16 protein-coding genes and 1 tRNA gene are annotated in these 18153 nt (G+C 71.4%); 10 read left to right on the forward strand and 7 right to left on the reverse strand.

The window, feature by feature from the left end; all coding sequences use genetic code 11:
* Positions 1-246 precede the first annotated feature (246 nt).
* Positions 247-1083: an SAM-dependent methyltransferase gene (locus ACGIF2_RS16045; RefSeq protein ID WP_396048031.1), complete on the forward strand. Its 837-nt coding sequence runs from the start codon at positions 247-249 to the stop codon at positions 1081-1083.
* On the opposite strand, the gene ACGIF2_RS16050 is transcribed toward ACGIF2_RS16045, so the two are convergent.
* On the reverse strand, positions 1058-1567 hold the full coding sequence (locus ACGIF2_RS16050) for a GNAT family N-acetyltransferase (RefSeq protein ID WP_396048033.1): 510 nt from the start codon (positions 1565-1567) through the stop codon (positions 1058-1060). The two genes, ACGIF2_RS16045 and ACGIF2_RS16050, sit on opposite strands and share 26 nt — an antisense overlap.
* A 519-nt stretch (positions 1568-2086) precedes the next feature.
* Here ACGIF2_RS16050 and ACGIF2_RS16055 point away from each other — a divergent pair.
* The gene (locus ACGIF2_RS16055; protein ID WP_396048035.1) at positions 2087-2320 is read left to right on the forward strand and encodes a hypothetical protein; all 234 of its coding nucleotides are present in this window, start codon (positions 2087-2089) and stop codon (positions 2318-2320) included.
* Between the two features lie 187 nt (positions 2321-2507).
* Here the strand turns inward: ACGIF2_RS16055 and ACGIF2_RS16060 are convergent, their stop codons facing one another.
* From ACGIF2_RS16060 to ACGIF2_RS16085, 6 genes are all read right to left on the reverse strand, one after another.
* Positions 2508-3461: a CU044_5270 family protein gene (locus ACGIF2_RS16060; protein WP_396048037.1), complete on the reverse strand. Its 954-nt coding sequence runs from the start codon at positions 3459-3461 to the stop codon at positions 2508-2510.
* Between the two features lie 2 nt (positions 3462-3463).
* On the reverse strand, positions 3464-4018 hold the full coding sequence (locus ACGIF2_RS16065; RefSeq protein WP_396048039.1) for an RNA polymerase sigma factor: 555 nt from the start codon (positions 4016-4018) through the stop codon (positions 3464-3466).
* Between the two features lie 336 nt (positions 4019-4354).
* Positions 4355-5200 carry an SDR family oxidoreductase gene (locus tag ACGIF2_RS16070; protein ID WP_396048041.1) on the reverse strand — a complete coding sequence of 282 codons (846 nt, stop codon included), beginning with the start codon at positions 5198-5200 and terminating at the stop codon, positions 4355-4357.
* A gap of 242 nt (positions 5201-5442) precedes the next feature.
* Positions 5443-5868 (reverse strand): hypothetical protein, encoded by a 426-nt coding sequence (locus ACGIF2_RS16075; protein WP_396048043.1) that lies wholly within the window; start codon positions 5866-5868, stop codon positions 5443-5445.
* Between the two features lie 236 nt (positions 5869-6104).
* Positions 6105-6476: a hypothetical protein gene (locus tag ACGIF2_RS16080; protein ID WP_396048045.1), complete on the reverse strand. Its 372-nt coding sequence runs from the start codon at positions 6474-6476 to the stop codon at positions 6105-6107.
* 1232 nt (positions 6477-7708) lie between these two features.
* Positions 7709-7791, reverse strand: a tRNA-Leu gene (locus tag ACGIF2_RS16085).
* Positions 7792-8046: 255 nt separating this feature from the next.
* Here ACGIF2_RS16085 and ACGIF2_RS16090 point away from each other — a divergent pair.
* The 8 genes from ACGIF2_RS16090 to ACGIF2_RS16125 all read left to right on the forward strand — a co-directional run bounded on the left by ACGIF2_RS16090 (position 8047) and on the right by ACGIF2_RS16125 (position 18042).
* Complete coding sequence (locus ACGIF2_RS16090; RefSeq protein WP_396048047.1) at positions 8047-8760, forward strand: FhaA domain-containing protein; 714 nt, start codon at positions 8047-8049, stop codon at positions 8758-8760.
* 9 nt (positions 8761-8769) lie between these two features.
* Positions 8770-9276, forward strand: a complete 507-nt coding sequence (locus ACGIF2_RS16095) for an FHA domain-containing protein (RefSeq protein ID WP_396048049.1) — start codon at positions 8770-8772, stop codon at positions 9274-9276.
* A 6-nt stretch (positions 9277-9282) separates the two neighbouring features.
* Positions 9283-10605, forward strand: a complete 1323-nt coding sequence (locus ACGIF2_RS16100; protein WP_396048051.1) for a Stp1/IreP family PP2C-type Ser/Thr phosphatase — start codon at positions 9283-9285, stop codon at positions 10603-10605.
* The gene (locus ACGIF2_RS16105; RefSeq protein ID WP_396048053.1) at positions 10605-12131 is read left to right on the forward strand and encodes an FtsW/RodA/SpoVE family cell cycle protein; all 1527 of its coding nucleotides are present in this window, start codon (positions 10605-10607) and stop codon (positions 12129-12131) included. Before ACGIF2_RS16100 ends, ACGIF2_RS16105 begins: the two co-directional genes overlap by 1 nt.
* Positions 12128-13591 carry a peptidoglycan D,D-transpeptidase FtsI family protein gene (locus tag ACGIF2_RS16110; RefSeq protein ID WP_396048055.1) on the forward strand — a complete coding sequence of 488 codons (1464 nt, stop codon included), beginning with the start codon at positions 12128-12130 and terminating at the stop codon, positions 13589-13591. The genes ACGIF2_RS16105 and ACGIF2_RS16110 overlap by 4 nt, the downstream gene beginning before the upstream one ends.
* Positions 13588-14934, forward strand: a complete 1347-nt coding sequence (locus ACGIF2_RS16115) for a serine/threonine-protein kinase (RefSeq protein WP_396048057.1) — start codon at positions 13588-13590, stop codon at positions 14932-14934. Before ACGIF2_RS16110 ends, ACGIF2_RS16115 begins: the two co-directional genes overlap by 4 nt.
* Positions 14935-14936: 2 nt before the next feature.
* Positions 14937-16961, forward strand: a complete 2025-nt coding sequence (gene pknB / locus ACGIF2_RS16120) for a Stk1 family PASTA domain-containing Ser/Thr kinase (RefSeq protein ID WP_396048059.1) — start codon at positions 14937-14939, stop codon at positions 16959-16961.
* Between the two features lie 151 nt (positions 16962-17112).
* Positions 17113-18042: a hypothetical protein gene (locus ACGIF2_RS16125; RefSeq protein ID WP_396048061.1), complete on the forward strand. Its 930-nt coding sequence runs from the start codon at positions 17113-17115 to the stop codon at positions 18040-18042.
* Positions 18043-18153 lie beyond the last annotated feature (111 nt).

Below are 18153 nucleotides of genomic sequence, written 5' to 3' on the forward strand. Positions count from 1 at the left end.
CATGCCCTCCTCAGGGCTCGACCACGTTGGCCCAAGGTAGTCGTGACACCCGCAAGGGGCCGCAGCCCACCGGCGGACAACGCGGCGCCAACCAGACAGTGCGGACTATCGAGCGGCCCTTTTCACCCGGTCGCCGTGCGGCTCGCTGCCGGCCTGGCGGAGCCGAAGCTGTTCGGTGATGTCACCGGCACCCTGCGCGCCACACGCGCGCGGCGCCTCCGCACGCCCTCGCACACCAGGAGCCCCATGCCGTCCTCACCCCTGTCCCGGCCCGAACCGTTCAGCGTCTTCACCACGCCCGCCTTCTGGGACGACCCGCACATCTCCGCCCAGATGCTCGCCCTGCACCTCGACCCCGACGCAGTCCCGGCCTCCCGTCCGCACGCCGTCATCGACCGCTCGGTGGCGTGGCTCGTCGACGTGCTCGACCTGCACCCGGGGAGCCGGGTGCTCGACCTGGGGTGCGGCCCCGGGCTGTACGCCTGCCGCCTCGCCCGCCAGGGCATCGCGGTCACGGGTCTCGACGTGTCCCGCCGGTCGATCGCCCATGCGCGCTCGGTCGCAGACGCTGAGGGGCTTCCCGCCGAGTTCCGGCGGGCCGACTACCTGCAGGACGACCTGGGCCACGGGTACGACGCCGCGATCTTCGTCTACGAGGACTTCTGCGTGCTCAGCCCCGACCAGCGAGCAGGTCTGCTGCGCAGAACCCGGGCGGCGCTGAATGAAGGGGGCGCAGTCGTGATGGACGTGACCGCAGCTCCGCGCTTCGACCACGAACACCCGGGCGTCGTCCGCGAACACGACCTGATGGGCGGGTTCTGGGCGCCATCGCCCTACGTCGGGACCCACGAGACGTGGACGTACCCCGAGCTCCGGCTGGTGCTCGACCGCTACACGATCGACACCGGCACCGAGGTCCGGCAGTTCTGCAACTGGCTGCACTGCCTGACACCGGCCGAGGTCACGGCGGAACTCGTCGCTGCGGGTCTGACCGAGCCGGAGCTGTTCGGTGACATCACCGGCGCCCCGTTCGACCCGACCGGACCGACATTCGCCGTCATCTCCCGGACTGCGCCGAGCTAGCCAGAGCAGGTCGGACGGCCTCGTAGAGGATCAGGTCCGCGAGGCCGTCGTCGGCAGACACCCCTCGGACCGTCGGGCCGATGGAGATCGGGGTGAACCCGAACCCTCGGTGCAGCCCGATCGACGCGCTGTTGTGCTCGTTGGTGAAGAAGAAGGCGCGGTCGCTCCGCTCCCAGATCCACTCGAGACGGGATCGCGTCAGCCGCGACCCCAGCCCATGGCGCCGCCACTGCGGAGCGACCTCGATGCCGCAGAGGTAGTGGCCCGCCGGTGCGTCGCCGTCCGGCTCCTCGAACAGGTGCGTCTTCGCCACGCCCACGACCTCACCGTCGACGGTCGCCACGACGGCCAGACGGTCGACCTTCGAAACGAGCGCCTGCGGACCCCACACAGCACGGCGGTTCGCCCGGCATATCTCTGCCACGGCACTGTGATCCTCGGCGGCAGCCTCGCGCAGCACCACCTGAGCGTTCTCAAGAGCCACGATCAACCGTCACCTCCTCACCCGTCGGTGGGTGCTCGTGCCTCTGGGTGCGCGGGGGCCGAGGCTGCGGGCGTTCGAGTGGGATCTGCGCGAGACGCAGGCTAGCGGAGCGCCCGCCCATCACCGGCTACGCCAGGTACGACGACCTCGGCGTCCACCCGCGGCTGCACGGCAAGATGTGGGTGCACCACGCGTCGAGCACGTCGTCCTAATAGAGCACCCGGGCGGGTGGCCCGCTCGCAGATCACCTCGTTCGAGACTGCGGGGCATCCCGAACCGGGTGAACTCTGATGTTCACCTGTCACAGATCCGCAGGGAGTGGCATGAGCGTGTACGAGCTGGAACCGGAGGTCCCCGGGCACGCAGGCCCGGAGACGGTGTGGGACACATCGGTGAGGCCCCCTCGGCTCTCGAACGTGTCCCTCGAGTTCGACGGGTGGCTCGGCGACGACGTGATCGAGACCTATCCGCTGTTTGCCGTGACGGCCAGGCTTGGCGCGGCACTGGAAGAAGCCGGGCGTGCGTGGGGTGTCGTTCGCGCCGGTGCCGGCCGTGGCATCCGAGCAGTTCGCCGGCCTGCGCCCCGACACACAGATCGGCACGTGGTCGCTCATGACGGTGACCGGCCGCGAGGGCGGCGGCGATGACGCCTGGTTGAACTCCGGCTCGGTGCTTGTGGTCTCCCAGCGCTTCTGGGACGTCGCCACTCGGTTCCAGGTCTCGAACTGCGGGGTCGTGGAGCGCCCGAGCTGACAAACCTCCAGGCCAGCAGCACAACAAGGAGCCCCGGTTGATCGTCGGACGGGCGTCGGTTCTCGAAGTCGAGAAGCGTGGGGGAACCTCGGCCGGGGAAAGCCGGCCGGGGTCCCCCCTCTCTCGCCGTTGCTCGACGAGCCCATCTCCCCGGCTCGCCTCGTGAGGCGGCTACTGTCGATCGCGTTCAGCAGCTGTGCTCGGGTACCGACCCCGGACCGCAGACAGGCGGGTCGATCGCCGGAGCCGTCTCGGTCGGTCCCTGCGACAGGATCGTCATCCGGTAGATGACCTTGCCGTGCTGGTCATAGGACACCTCCTCCAGCAGGTCCCCGGTCGCGGGGTCGATGATGTAGCGCTCGCGGTACCAGTTGTCTGCGGTCGCGTCCCGCTCGACGGCGGTGCCCACCCGCCCTGTGGAGTCCGTGGCGTCGCCGACTAGGACGACGCCCGGGATTCGCGACGCGACCGTCCAGAGCGCAGAGCGCAGGGCCGGCGGCGCGGGAGTCTCGCGCTGCAGTTCGCCGATGTCCGACCACAGCTGGCTATCCGGATCAGGTCCGTGGCCTTCGCCTGTCTCGCGGAGAACTCGCTCGAGCTCGGTCGGTTCGGTTGGCAGCGCGTAGAGGCCTGCCCAGTCGAAGTATCCGGCGAACAGCGCCGGGCCGAGGCCCGCGGTGTAGACACCGTCTGGCCCGCTCAGTTCAGCTGCCTCGTTGTACAAGGCCGTGTCCTGGAGCGCACCATCGGCCGCCCGGCCCTGCCACATCTCGCGCGGGTACGCCACGCCGTCGTACTCCTGTGCGGAGACGACGTGCCAGTAGGCGGCATCGGGCCACCCGCCGGCTTGGTCGCCCGCCGCCGCGGCCGCAGACACGAGCATGGCCGCAGCCTGCGCGCTGTCGGGGCGTCCGCCGCCAAGGTCGACGGTGGGCGCGATGACGAACGCAGCAGCGGCGGCTACGGAGACGAAGGAGGCCAGCGCGGCACGACGGCGGCGCTTGGCTCGGCGGACGACGTGCACGCGCTGAGATGCGGCGAGCACCTCGGAGTCGACTAGGTCGGCTGCCCGCGCTCGAGCGTCGTCGGACAGGAAGGTGGGCCCGGGTGCGGTCTCCTGCAGCAGAGTGGTGAGGTCCATGATCAGCTCCTTGGTTCCACGACGAGGGTGTCCAGCACGGACTGCGCGCGACGGCGCGCCCGGGAGAGTCGCGCACGCGCGGCTTCGGCTGTGATGCCGAGGACGGCGGCGGACTCGGACGGCGACAAGCCGTCCCATGCGACGAGCAGCAGGACGTCCCGTTCGTCGGACGTCAGCTCGGCGAGCACCTGCCGCAACTCGTTCCGGCGACCTGCGGCGTCGACACGCTCGTCGACCGCGGCCCAGTCGATGTCGTCGTCCGGCGGCCAGCCGTCAGGTCGGGGCCGTCGTCGCAAGTGCGTGGCGGCGACGTTGCGCGCGATGCCGTACAACCATGGAAGAGCAGAGCCAGACTCGTGCGGGCGGACCCGGACGCGGGCCGCGACGGCGGCGACGAACACCTCGGCGAGAAGGTCCTCCGCGACTTGCGTTCCGACGCGTCGGGCCAGGAACTGGTAGACGGCACCCGCGTGGCGCTGGAACAGCAGCCCCATGCCGTCGGGGTGCAGCGGCAGCCGGAAGAGGACCTCGTCGTCGGACGGTGGTGGCGAGTTCATACCCCTCTTATCGCGCGCCGGCCCGTCGGCGTGACAGCACGACGTTGGGCCACGATCGCACGAGCGAGACGACTTCGGGGGCGCTCTACTTCACGGCACCACGGCGATCGCCAGCAGTCCGGCACCGCTGGTTCATCGGGCCTGGCGAGCGGGCGCGACAGGTCCTCGATCGTGCCCTCGGCGGTGGCGCTCGCACAGCAACAAGGCGGCGGTGGGCTCGCTGCTTGCTGACCATCGGGTCGTCGTCAGACACCTTCGCCGCGAGCGTTGGGGCGCCCATGGAGGGCGAGCGCCACAGGGATAGCGGCACTCGCCCTCGTGCACGCGTCGGTGGTGTCAGCGGTCCCGGTCGGTCGAGTGGGCCAGGTCCCGGCCCGCCGCGACGTCGGCTGCCAGGGCGGCGGCCTTGTCACCTGCCATGGCCGAGGAGTCCGAGCCGAGCTGCTGGCGCAGGGGGCCCTGGCCGCGATCGTGCACGGCGGCGATCGCCGCGGCGGCCTTGGCCGGGTCGCCGAGCTGCGTGCCGGGCATCGCGCGGTGCGCCTCGATCATGGCGCGGATGCCTGGGTAGGCGTCGCCGGCGCCCGTGGTGACCTCCAGGGAGTCTGCCGTGAGGAAACTCGTGTCGAAGTACCCGGGCTCGACGATGGTGACTCGGATCCCGTGCTCGGCGACCTCGCCGGCCAGGGACTCGGTCAGCCCCTCCACGGCGTACTTGGCCGCGCAGTACAGCCCCCAGCCGGGGAACGACACCAGGCCCAGGATCGAGGACACCGTGATGACGTGCCCCGAGCGGGCGGTGCGCATGCCGGGCAGGACGGCGCGCAGCACGTTCCAGGTGCCGTTGACCTGGACGTCGAGCATCCGCCGCACGTCGGCGTCGCTCGTCTCCTCGACCGCGCCGAGATAGCCGTAGCCGGCGTTGTTCACCACGACGTCGATACCGCCGAACCGCTCGGTGGCCGCCCCGACGGCGGCGCGGACGGAGCCACCGTCGGTCAGGTCGACCTCGAGCGGCAGCAGCTGATCGGTCCCGGCGCCGCCGAGCGCGGTCAGCAGCCGGTCGGTCGAGCGGGTGGTGGCGGCGACCCGGTCGCCGCGGTCCAGCAGGTGCCGGACGAGGGCGAGGCCCAGGCCGCGCGACGTGCCGGTGACGAACCAGGTGGTGGGGGTGCGGGACATGGAGCCCTCCTGAGGCTGTCGGTGCGGGCACGCGGTGCCCGTACGTGCTCCTCGAGTCTTGGGCGACAGCAGGGCCCGCGGGGCGTCATGTCCGGCCCGGTCCCGCCTGGGTTGCCGGTGGGTAGGACGCGCAGGGCCAGGCAGCCGGACGCCCCGCGCGGCACGATGTCGTCATGGCCGACCTGAACCGAGAGCTCGCGGACTTCCTGCGTCGCGCCCGCGGAGCCGAACGCGCCGAAGACTCAGACGAGCAGGTCTCGGCCGGCGAGATCACCTGTAGCGGCCTGAGCCTCGTAGACGGCTTCCAGGGCGGATTGCAGGGTGTCACCGTCCAAGGCGAACCAGACTGCCGAAGCCGCTCGAGCGAGCGAGAAGGCAACTAGGTACTCCTCCTGCCGGGCCCTTCCCGCATCAACCTCGTCCTGAACATCCCACGCGCGCTCGTCGAGCTCGTCCACGAGCAACTTCAGCGCATCTCGCTCGGGCGAACGCCCCACTCTCATCTCCCGCAAGGCGGCGAAGGCCGCATCAAGCCTGGGATCGACCAGACCGACCTCCTCAACGATCCACGCGCTGGCCTGCACCGCGATGGCCCGCAGCTGCGCCGGAGACTTCCGCCCAAGGACCTCCACTAAGTCCGGCGCCACGGTGGCGAGACGCGCGGTCACTGAGGCACCTTCAGCGCAGTCGCGGGAATGACACCGGCGCGGTCGAGCAGTGAGGCACACGCAGGACAGATTGACCTGCCAGCACCGACTGTCAGCGGCCGGATTCCGTTCGTGCTCATGTAATCAAGGATGCTTGCCTCCGCGTGACCCCCACAGGAGTGCGAACACGGCAGCAAGGAGTGCGCCGGTCCAGCGCCATGGGCGGTTCAGGTGGGCAGACTGAGCCAGCGCGCCGATCACCTCGTGAACTCCTGGCTGAGCAAGCGCCCCGTCGCAGGATCAAGTCGGACGCGGTATCCAGTCCACGTGGATGCGAGCACAACCCCGTCGATGTCGGTGTCCAGGCTCACGAACGCGTCCGTCGCGCCAGCCTGCGGGAGTTCGCCTCGCCAGGCCACTTCGGCGGCCGACGTGATTCGCACGAGGTTCCTGACTCGGCCCCCGCCAGCTGGTGGGTCGAGCAGCGCAAGGGCTGAACGACCATCCGAAGCGATACGCAGATCGAGAACGCGCATTCCGTCCGGCAGGCCCGCCCACACGTCCGACGCATCGTCCAGAGAGACCGTGAGGATCCCGTCGCTGACGGAATAGAAGACACGGGTGCTCATGGGAGGAGTCCCCCCTTCCCGAAGCTGGAGAGCGGGATGCGTTCCAGAAGCTGGGCTTGCGCCCAACCGCCCGACTGACCGAAGGCTGGTGCGGCCGTGCCCACCTGCATGCGAACGCCTTGCGGGAGGGTCACCCGCGAGACGTAAGTCGCCGCGTTCTCGGCCGGGAGTGCAAGGCCCTCTTGCGCGGCAGCCGACGAAACCGGCCTGATGGCGGTCAGCCACGAACCGGCCTGATCCGCACCGCCACCCCAGACGCGATACATCGTCTCGCCCTCTGTGGACAGACGACTGAGCGAGTTCCCTGCCCAAGGCGCGACCCGGGGCGATGCCTCGATAGCCGTGAGACCGGCGTTTACCGCAACATTAGCGGACGCCGCAGTAGAACTCGCTGCCTTGGCACCACCCGTTGCGGCGCCGGCGACTTTGGCACCACCCGTCGCCGCGCCGATGACCTTGGCGCGTAGTTGCCCTGTCAGGGCTGGTGCTCCGCCGCTCAGCTTGGGTGCTAGAGCCGCGAGTCCCCTACCGACGACTGCGCCTGCGGCGCCCGAGGCGAAGCCAAGGCCGGCGTCGAGGGCCAGGAACTTCGCGGAGAACTTCGTGGTGTGCTGAAACCTTGGAAGCCCACAGGTTGCTCACGGCACCGGACAGGGCCCCGGCGGCCATGCCACAGACCACTGCCCCGGCCCCGACTGTCAAGATCCCGCAGGCGGTACCCGCACGTCGCCATCGGCGACACGACCGACCCGGACTTCTCCGCCATCCACGCCCGCCGCACCGCCTCGCCACGCAAGCAGGCGCTGCACGTGCGCGTCACCACCGGCGACATCCCTCGGCGTACCGGACCCCGACGCCGCTACCCGCTCGTCGCCAGGCACCACCGCGACGCGATCAACATCCCCGTCCCGGCGGAGTCCGACGCTGCCGCAGCCAACCGCGACACCACCGCGGATACTCCGCCCGACCAGCCCGGCTAGACCTGACCAGCGGCGGGGGCACCACCCGCACGAACTGAACAGCACCACCAGCACAGCCCGCTGACCACCACGGTCAACGGGCTCATCGACATGCGCCCGCAAGCGCCATCCGACCCACACGTCAGCACCTGAGCACGCCAGTGTGCTAGTACAACCGCAGGTCAGGCCCACAAACAGGAAACCCCCGGCCGGAGTCACTCCGACCAGGGGTTACCTGAACTGCTCTGCCTGTCCTAGACGAACAAGCCACTGTGCGCGAGGGGGGATTTGAACCCCCACGCCCTTTCGGACACTGGCACCTGAAGCCAGCGCGTCTGCCGTTCCGCCACTCGCGCGCGCTGAGAACATTAACACGTGTCGGCACTCAGGTTCGCACGCGATCCTGGTCCCCCGCGGGCCGGTGGTGTCGGCGTCCGCGCGGCCCGGCAGCGGGTGCGCGCACCACCTCCACGGCACGTGCACCGTGCACGTACGGGATCTGCCCGACGACTCGGACATGCTGTGCTGCCTGAACCAAGGCTGTCCGTACAGTCCGTGGATACGATCAAGCCCGACGACCAGCAGACGAGCACCGTGAAGGAGGTGGAGGCGTGGGCATCCTCGACAAGTTCGAGCACTCCGTGGAGCGTGTGGTGAACAACGCCTTCGCCAAGGCGTTCCGCTCCGAGGTCAAGCCCGTCGAGCTCGCGAGCGCGCTGCGGCGTGAGGTGGACGACCGGGCCGCGGTGGTGGACCGGGACCGCACGGTGGTGCCGAACGAGTTCACGATCGAGCTGTCACCGGTGGACCACGAGCAGGTCGAGGCGTGGGGTGCGGAGGCGCTGGCGGACGAGCTCGCGGCGAACGTCACGGAGCACGCGTCGGGCCAGCGGTACGCGTTCGTGGGTCCGGTGACGGTGACGTTCCTCGAGCACGAGGACCTGGAGACGGGTCGGTTCCGGGTGCGCAGCGCGACGGTGCGCGGCGCGGTGGCCCCGGCGACGTCGTCGTCGGCGCCGAGCCCGCGGCACCCGCTGGTGGACATCGACGGGCAGCGTTACCTGCTGACGGGCCCCGTGACCGTCATCGGGCGCGGCTCGGAGGCGGACATCATCGTCGACGACCCGGGCGTCTCGCGGCGTCACCTGGAGATCAGGGTCACGCCTGACGGCGTGGTGGCGAGCGACCTGGGGTCGACGAACGGCCTGTTCGTGGAGGGTCACCAGGTCCCGGCGGCGACGCTGCTGGACGGGAACACCCTGACGATCGGTCGGACCCGGATCATGTTCTGGACGGGCGAGACCTCCGACGAGCAGGACGAGTGATCGGTCCGCATGAGTGAGCTGACGGTCACGCTGCTGCGACTGGGGTACCTGGCCCTGCTGTGGGTCTTCGTGCTCTCGGCCATCGGCGTGCTCCGCCGCGACCTGTACGGGACCAAGATCGTCGACCGTCGGGGGCGCAGCCCGCGGGCCGCGACCGCGGGGGCCGGTGGTGACGCCGCGCGCAGCGTGCCGCCGTCGGGCGCCCGGGCGCCGCGGGGCTCGACGTCACCCACCCGGCTGGTCGTGACCGAGGGTCCGCTGCGCGGCACGACGCTGCCGCTCGGCACGTCGGCCGTGCTCATCGGCCGAGCGCCGTCGTGCACCCTCGTGCTGGACGACGACTACTCGTCGTCGCGCCACGCCCGCATCTTTCCCCAGGCCGACCAGTGGTGGGTCGAGGACCTGGGGTCGACCAACGGCACCTTCCTCGGTGACCAGCGAGTCGACCGTCCGACACCCGTGCAGCCCGGTATGCAGGTGCGCGTGGGCCAGAGCGTGCTCGAGCTGCAGAGGTAGCCCCCCGTGTCCATCGCGCTGCGTTACGCGGCCAGGTCCGACATCGGGCTGGTCCGTTCCAACAACCAGGACTCCGCGTACGCGGGTCCGCACCTGCTCGTGGTCGCGGACGGGATGGGTGGCCACGCGGGCGGTGACGTCGCGTCCTCGGTCGCGATCGCGGCCCTCGCCCCGCTCGACGGCGAGTCGCACGGGCCCGACGACGCGCTCGACGAGCTCGAGCGGGCCCTCGAGGCGGCGCGCGACGAGATCGTGGCCCGCTCGCACGCCGAACCGGACCTGAGCGGCATGGGCACCACCGTCACCGCGATCCTGCGGGCCGGCAACAAGCTCGCGATGGTGCACCTGGGCGACTCGCGCGGCTACCTGCTGCGGGACGGCGCGTTGTCGCAGGTCACCACGGATCACACGTTCGTGCAGCACCTCGTCAACACCGGCAAGATCACGGCCGAGGAGGCCGAGCACCACCCGCAGCGATCGGTCGTGATGCGCGTGCTGGGTGACTTCGAGCCGGACGTCGCCCCCGACCTGTCGGTCCGTGAGGCGCGCCCGGGCGACCGCTGGCTGCTCTGCTCGGACGGGCTGTCGGGCTTCGTCAGCGCCGAGACGATCGCCGAGACGATGCGCACCCTGACCGACGTCGACGCGTGCGCGGACCGCCTGGTGCAGCTCGCGCTGCGGGCCGGCGGCGGCGACAACGTGACGGTGATCGTCGCGGACGTGGTCGAGCTCGACGACGTGCCCGACGGCACGGGCCCGTCGACCGCCGCGAGCGTGGTCGGGTCGGCCGCCTCGACCCGGCACCGTCCGACCTCCGCGGCGGACGGCCCCGCGGCCCGCGCCGCGACCCTCAGCAAGCAGGCGGCAGCCGCGGCGGCGGCCGCCCGGACCGACTCCCATGCGGGGCAGGACGGGACGGCCCCCGCCGGCGGTGCCGCAGCGCTCGGCGTCGACGACCTGGACGAGCTCGACGACCCGGTGGACCCGCGCGCCCGCCGTCGCCGCCGCGTGGTCGGCACCCTGGTCACGGTGCTGGTCGTGGGCCTGCTCGCCGGCGCCGGGTACCTCGGCTACCGGTGGACCCAGACGCAGTACTACGTCGGGATCTCGAACGACGTGGTGACGATCTACCGCGGCATCCCGCAGACCATCGGCCCGATCACGCTGTCCACCGTCGTCGAGCGCTCCGACGCGCACGTCGACGACCTGCCCGCCTACGTCCGCACCCGCCTCGACCAGACCATCCCCGCCGAGTCGCTCGACGACGCCCGCGACCGGGTCCGGATGCTCCAGGACGACGCGCTGACAGCCCCGGCGGCGACCGGCTGATGGCCACCGTCCAGCCGCACCGCGTCCGGCCGGGCAGAGGGATCGAGCTCGGCCTGCTCGCCCTCGCCCTCGTCCTCGGGATCGCCGCCTACGCGCTCGTGGGGATCGGCGTCACGGGTGAGCTGCCCGCGGACGTGGTGGGGTACGGCGCCGGCATGACGGTGATCGGGCTCGGGCTGCACGCGGTGCTGCGCTGGCGGGCGCCCTACGCGGACCCGGTGATCATGCCGGCGGCGGTCGCGCTCAACGGCATCGGCCTGGCGATGATCTACCGCATCGACCTGGCCCGCGCGGCGCGCGAGAACTACTCGCCGTTCGCGACCCGCCAACTCGCGTGGACAGCCGTGGCCGTGGTGCTGGCGTGCGCGGTGATCGTGCTGCTGCGCGACCACCGGACCCTGCGGCGCTACACGTACACCGCGATGATCGTCGGTCTGGTGCTCATCGTGCTCCCCCTGGTGCCGGGCCTGGGCGCGGAGATCAACGGCGCGAGCATCTGGATGCGCATCGGGCCGTTCTCGCTGCAGCCCGCCGAGCTCGCGAAGATCGCGCTGGCCATCTTCTTCGCGGGGTACCTGGTCACGAACCGCGACACCCTGGCCCTGGCGGGCCCCAAGGTGCTGGGCCTGCAGCTGCCGCGCATCCGCGACCTGGGCCCCATCGTCGTGGTGTGGGCCGCGTCGCTCGCCGTCCTCGTGCTCGAGCGGGACCTGGGCACGTCGCTGCTGTTCTTCGGGCTGTTCGTCGCGATGCTGTACATCGCGACCGAGCGCCTGAGCTGGGTCATCATCGGCCTGGTCCTGTTCGTGGGTGGTGCGGGGGTCGTCGCGACGACGTTCCCGCACGTCGGGGCACGTTTCGACGTGTGGCTGCACGCCCTCGACAACGACGTGTTCCAGCAGGACCCGGGCGGCTCGGGCCAGCTCGTGCGCGGGCTGTTCGGCCTGGCGAGCGGTGGGCTGTTCGGCGCCGGCTGGGGATCGGGCCGCCCGCAGCTCGTCCCGTACGCCGAGTCGGACTTCATCGTCGCGTCCCTCGGCGAGGAGCTGGGCCTGACGGGCCTGCTCGCGATCCTCATGATCTACCTGGTCTTCACCGAGCGGGGGCTGCGCACAGCGATCGGCGTGCGTGACGGCTTCGGCAAGCTGCTCGCGGGCGGCCTCGCGTTCGTCGTCGCGTTCCAGTGCTTCGTGGTGGTGGGCGGGATCACCCGCATCATCCCGCTGACCGGCCTGACCACACCGTTCCTCGCGTACGGCGGCTCGTCGCTGCTCGCGAACTGGATCATCGCCGCGCTGCTGCTGCGCATCTCGGACGACGCGCGCCGGCCCGCGGGCGTGGTGCAGGGCCCGTTGCTGCCGACCCCGCCGCACGGTTCGCCCGCGCCGACCGTCGTCGGCGGTGGCTCGGGTTCGGCCCCGGCCCGCCCGTCGACGGCCTCCCGTCGCGGCGAGGGCACCGAGGTCGGCGCGACCGACGACCACCCGACCGAACGGATCGACGAGAGGCGAGGTGACGACTCGTGAACACCCCCCTGCGGCGCCTGGCACTGGTCGTCGTGTCGATGTTCCTCGTGCTCATGGTCGGCACCACCTGGGTGCAGTTCGTGCAGGCGGACGCGCTCAACAACGACACCCGCAACGTGCGCACCCTGTACCGCGAGTTCGGCAACCCGCGTGGGCCGATCATCGTGGCGGGCACCCCGGTCGCCTGGTCGGAACCCGTCGACGACGCGTTCGGGTACCAGCGCATCTACGATCCGGGCGCCCTCTACTCGTCGGTCACGGGCTTCTACTCGATCGCCAACGGCCGCACCGAGATCGAGCGCTACGAGAACGACGTGCTCACGGGCACGTCCGACTCGCTGTTCCTCTCGCGCCTGCAGGACCTCATCACGGGCAAGCAGCCGCAGGGGTCCTCGGTCGAGCTGACGATCAACCCCGCCGCGCAGCAGGCCGCGTGGGACGGGCTGGGCGACCAGGTCGGCGCGGTCGTCGCGATCGACCCGAAGACGGGGGCGATCCTCGCGCTCGTCTCGAAGCCGGGCTTCGACCCGAACCTGCTGGCGACGCACAGCTCGACCGAGGCGAACGCGGCCTACCAGGAGCTCCTGGCCGCCCCGAACGACCCGCTCGAGAACAAGGCCATCAACGGCAAGACGTACCCGCCGGGGTCGACGTTCAAGCTGGTCACGACCGCGGCGGCGCTCGAGAGCGGGCAGTACACGGCCGACAGCGTGCTCACCGCGCCCGACGTGCTCACCCTGCCCGGGACGTCGACCACCCTGAAGAACTACGGCGGCGAGTCGTGCGGCTCGGGCGGCCAGACGACGCTCACCGACGCCCTGCGCATCTCCTGCAACACGGCGTTCGCGCAGCTCGGCATCGACCTGGGTGACGACGCGCTGCGCGAGCAGGCCGACAAGTTCGGCTTCGACGACCCGTCCCTGACGATCCCGATGCCGGTCACGAAGAGCTTCTTCCCCGGGTCCGACGACCTCGACGCGGCGAAGCTCGCCAAGTCGGCGATCGGCCAGCAGGACGTGCGCGCCACCCCGATGCAGATGGCCATGGTCTCGGCGGCGATCGCCAACGGCGGCAAGCTCATGACCCCGTACACGGTGCAGACCATCCGCACGGCCGACCTCGACGTGATCTCCGAGACCAAGCCGTCGGTGCTCTCGACGGCCGTCTCCACGTCCACCGCCTCGACGCTGCGGGACATGATGATCTCGGTCGTCGAGAACGGCACGGGCAAGGCCGCGCAGATCTCGGGCGTGCAGGTCGCCGGCAAGACGGGCACCGCCGAGACGACGGCCGAGGCCGCACCGCACGCCTGGTTCACGGGCTTCGCGCCGGCCAACGACCCGCAGGTCGCCGTCGCGGTCATCGTCGAGCACGGTGGCAGCGTCGGCAGCGAGGCCACGGGCGGCAAGATCGCCGCGCCCATCGCGAAGGCCGTCATGCAGGCGGTGCTGAACCGATGAGACCCGCCACGGGGACGATGCTCGGCGAGCGCTACCGCCTGGTCCGCGAGATCGCGGTGGGCGGCATGGGCGAGGTGTGGGTCGGCCACGACGACGCCCTCGCACGGGACGTCGCCGTCAAGGTGCTGCGCGAGGAGTTCGCGGGCGACCCGGGCTTCATCAAGCGGTTCCGCACCGAGGCCCGCAACTCGGCCTCGCTCTCGCACCAGAACATCGCCCAGCTGTACGACTACGGCGAGCAGGACGGCTCGGCGTTCCTCGTCATGGAGCTCGTGCTCGGTGAACCCATGAGCGACCTGCTCGAGCGTGAGCCCGTGCTGCCCACGCAGCGGCTGCTGCGGATCCTCGCGCAGACGTCGCGGGCCCTGCACGCCGCGCACGTGGCCGGGGTGGTGCACCGCGACGTCAAGCCCGGCAACATCCTGCTCGGCCGGGCCGGGCGCGTGAAGATCACCGACTTCGGCGTCTCGCTCGCCACCAACCAGGTGCCGATGACCGCGACCGGCATGGTCATGGGCACCGCGCAGTACCTGTCCCCCGAGCAGGCCGTCGGCAAGCCAGCGACACCCGCGTCCGACCTGTACTCCCTCGGCATCGTCGCGTACGAGTCGCTCGCGGGGAACCGGCCCTTCACGGGTCCGACCGCCGTCGACATCGCCGTCGCGCACGTCAACTCCCCCGTGCCGCCGCTGCCCGCGGCGGTCGACACGCGGCTCGCCGAGATCGTCATGCGGCTGCTGTCGAAGGACCCCGCCGACCGGCCGCGCTCCGCCGCCGCGCTCGCCCGCACCCTCGACGCGATGGTCGAGCAGACCCCACCCACCGGGGTCTCGCTCGTGGTGCCCGAGCCGGTGCAGCGCCGTGCCCCCGAGCCCGTGAAGGCCGCCGAACGTCAGGTCGAGGTGGCCGAGCGTCCGCGCAACACCACCCGCACCTCGCGCGAGGAACCGCCCCCGCCGTCCTACCCGCCGCGCCGCGAGCTGCGCGACGGCACCGACGCCCGCCGACCCACGGGTTCGCACCGTGCCGCGCCGAAGGGTCCGCGCCGCACGCTCCCGACGGGCGGCATCCGCATCGGGCGGCTGACGTGGCCGCTCGTGGCGATCCTGCTGCTGATCGTCGCGGTCCTGGGCGCGGTGGTGGCCGATAGGCTCACGCGCGCCGAGGGGATCTCCACGGTCGACCAGCAGGTCACCGCCACGATCGAAGGTCCGCTCCACGTCGGATCCCTGACGACCAGGACCGGCGGATACCCTTCCGCGGGCCCGGTCGATGGCATGATCACCCAGCATGTGCCGACCGCCACCGTGGTCGGCACTCGAACGACAGCGAAGGACGTCTAGTGATGGACGACGGATCCCGGATCCTCGCCGGACGGTACGAGGTCGGCGAGCTCATCGGGCGCGGCGGCATGGCCGAGGTGCACATCGGGCACGACACCCGGCTCGGTCGCACCGTGGCCATCAAGGTGCTGCGCTCCGACCTGGCCCGTGATCCGTCCTTCCAGGCGCGTTTCCGTCGCGAGGCCCAGGCCGCCGCGTCGCTCAACCACCCCGCGATCGTCGCCGTCTACGACACGGGCGAGGACGTCGTCACCGAGCCGTCGGGCGTCGTGGCGCACGTGCCGTTCATCGTCATGGAGTACGTCGAGGGCCACACCGTCCGCGACATCCTGCGCGACGGCCACGCGGTGCCGATCGAGGAGGCCGCGGAGATCACCGCGGGCGTCCTCTCGGCGCTCGAGTACTCGCACCACGCGGGCATCGTGCACCGCGACATCAAGCCCGCGAACGTCATGCTCACGCCCACGGGCGCCGTCAAGGTCATGGACTTCGGCATCGCGCGCGCGGTGGCCGACTCGGCCGCGACCATGACGCAGACGCAGGCCGTGATCGGCACGGCGCAGTACCTCTCCCCCGAGCAGGCCCGCGGCGAGACGGTCGACACCCGCTCCGACCTGTACTCGACCGGCTGCCTGCTGTTCGAGCTGCTCACCGGCCGGCCGCCGTTCATGGGCGACTCGCCTGTGGCTGTCGCGTACCAGCACGTGCGTGAGGCTCCCCCGGTGCCGAGCTCGGTCGCGTCCGACGTGCCCGAGTCGCTCGACCGCATCACGCTCAAGGCCCTCGCCAAGGAGCGCGACTCGCGCTACTCGACGGCAGCCGAGTTCCGGTCCGACCTCGAGGCTGCCGTGCGCGGCGGGCACGTCACCGCTCCCGCCGTCGGCACCTTCATGGCTGGCGCGGCTGCGGCCGACGCGACGCAGGTGATGGGTGCGACGCCCGGCACCACGCAGGTCATGCAGGGTCCGGGTGCGGGCGCCCCCCCGTGGGGCCCGACGGGTCCCGGTGGCACCGGGCTCCAGCAGCAGCCCGGTGGCGGCGCGCCCGACGCGTCCCACGAGGACGAGCCGAAGAAGCGCTGGCTGCTGTGGACGCTCATCGGCGTCGCCGCGGTCGCGGTCATCGGCATCATGGCGCTCCTCCTCAGCCAGGGTGAGAAGGGCCCGAAGCAGGTCCCCCTGCCGACCGACCTGGTCGACCGCCCGGTCGCCGAGGTGGTGGACGAGCTCACGAAGCTCGGACTCGACCCGATCCAGAAGCAGGAGGCGAGCGACACGATCGCCGAGGGCCACACGACCCGGACCGACCCCGCGGGCGGCACGTCCGTCAACGAGGGTTCCGAGGTCTCGGTGTGGGTCTCGACCGGCGCGGACACCGTCACGCTGCCCGACCTGACCGGCAAGACGCAGGACGAGGCGCGCGCGGCCCTCGCTGCGATCGGGCTCACGGTGGGCAACGTGACACCGGTGAACGAGCCGGCGCAGCCTGCCGAGAAGATCATCAGGACGAACCCGACCGCGAACGAGTCGGTGCCGGCCGGGTCCGCGGTCGAGCTGTTCATCTCGACCGGCCTGGTCGAGCTCCCCGACCTGACCAAGGTCACGCAGGACGAGGCGCTAGAGAAGCTCGACGAGCTCGGCCTGACCCCCAGGATCAACGAAGTGCAGTCAGACGAGGCCCCAGGCACGGTCCTCAGCCAGAGCCCGACCGAGTCGCTCGTCAAGCAGGGCAGCGTGGTGCGGCTCGAGGTCGCCATCGCGCGCGCGCCCCAACTCTCGACGGTCCCGGCCAACCTCGTTGACCTAACGTATGAGCAGGCCGCGGAACGCATCAAGGGCGCCGGCCTGGTCCCGCAGCGTGCCCCCGACGTCGAGAGCGACAAGCCCAAGGGCACCGTCGTCTCGGTCGAGCCCCTCTCGGGCCAGCAGGTCCCCGCCGGCTCCACGGTCACCGTCAAGGTCTCCAAGGGCTCCACCCCCAACAACAACAACCAGGCCCCCACCCCCACCCCCACCCCCACCCCCTGACCCCGTGTTTTCGCCGAGATAGAGCCGTCGCGCTGAGGTAGTGCCGTAGACGGCTCTATCTGAGCGGAACGGCTCTATCTCGGCGGATGGGGTTGTCCACAGGTGATGCGTGGGGGCGTCGGGGCAGGTTGCGGTGGGGCAGCCTGCGGGGATGGACATCCCGACCGTGTGGCGTGCACGGGACCTGGCGCGCGACGCCCGACGACCTGACGGCGGCGAGCTCGAGCGGGTCCGTCGCGGCCTGTACGCCCAGCCGGTCGCAGCGGATCCCGAGGACCATGCAGGCCAGGCGCTCGCCCGCGAGCAGCGGGTCCTGCAGCGCGCCGCGGCCGTGCGCGCCGCGATCACCACACCGTCCTGGTTCAGTCACGAGACGGCCGCGCTTCTCTGGGGCTGCGATGTCTGGCAGCCGCAGGACGCGGTTCATCTGACCCAGCTCACGAACCCGCGCGTCCGCAGGGCGGAGGACCCGTGGCTGCGTCGGCACTGGACCCCCGACCTCCCGCCGACGCACCGGGCGGAGGTCGCCGACCTGCCGGTCACGAGCCTCGAGCGGACGCTGCTCGACTGCGCACGCCTGCTGCCCGAACGTCGCGGCCTGGTCGTCGCCGACTCCGCGCTGCGGCTGGGCGCCGACCCGCGGGCCCTGACGGCGATGCTCGACGCGACCCCCGGCAGCCGGAACATCCGCCGCGCCCGCCGGGTCGTCGAGCTCGCCGACGCCCGCGCCGAGTCACCCGGTGAGACCTTGACCCGCCACGCCCTGCTGACCGACGGGTTCGCCGCCCCGGTGCTCCAGCACGAAGTCATGACCCATCTGGGGGTGTTCCGTCTCGACCTCGCCTGGCCCGAGCTCCGCGCAGGCGTCGAGTTCGACGGCTTCGTGAAGTACACGCGCCACGCGCCGTCGGGCGGTGCCGCCGAGGTGCTCTTCGCCGAGAAGCGCCGTCACGACGCCCTGGTCGAAGCCGGCTGGACCCTCCTCCGGATCACCTGGCAGGACCTCTCCGACCCCACCACCATCACCCCCCGCCTCCGCCACCTCCTCCGCACCCGAAGCCCCTCCCCATCGCCCAGATAGAGCCTTGGGGGGGGGGGGGGGGGGGGGGGGGGGGGGGGGGGGGGGGGGGGGGGGGGGGGGGGGGGGGGGGGGGGGGGGGGGGGGGGGGGGGGGGGGGGGGGGGGGGGGGGG

This window comes from Cellulomonas sp. P22 (genome assembly GCF_044392165.1).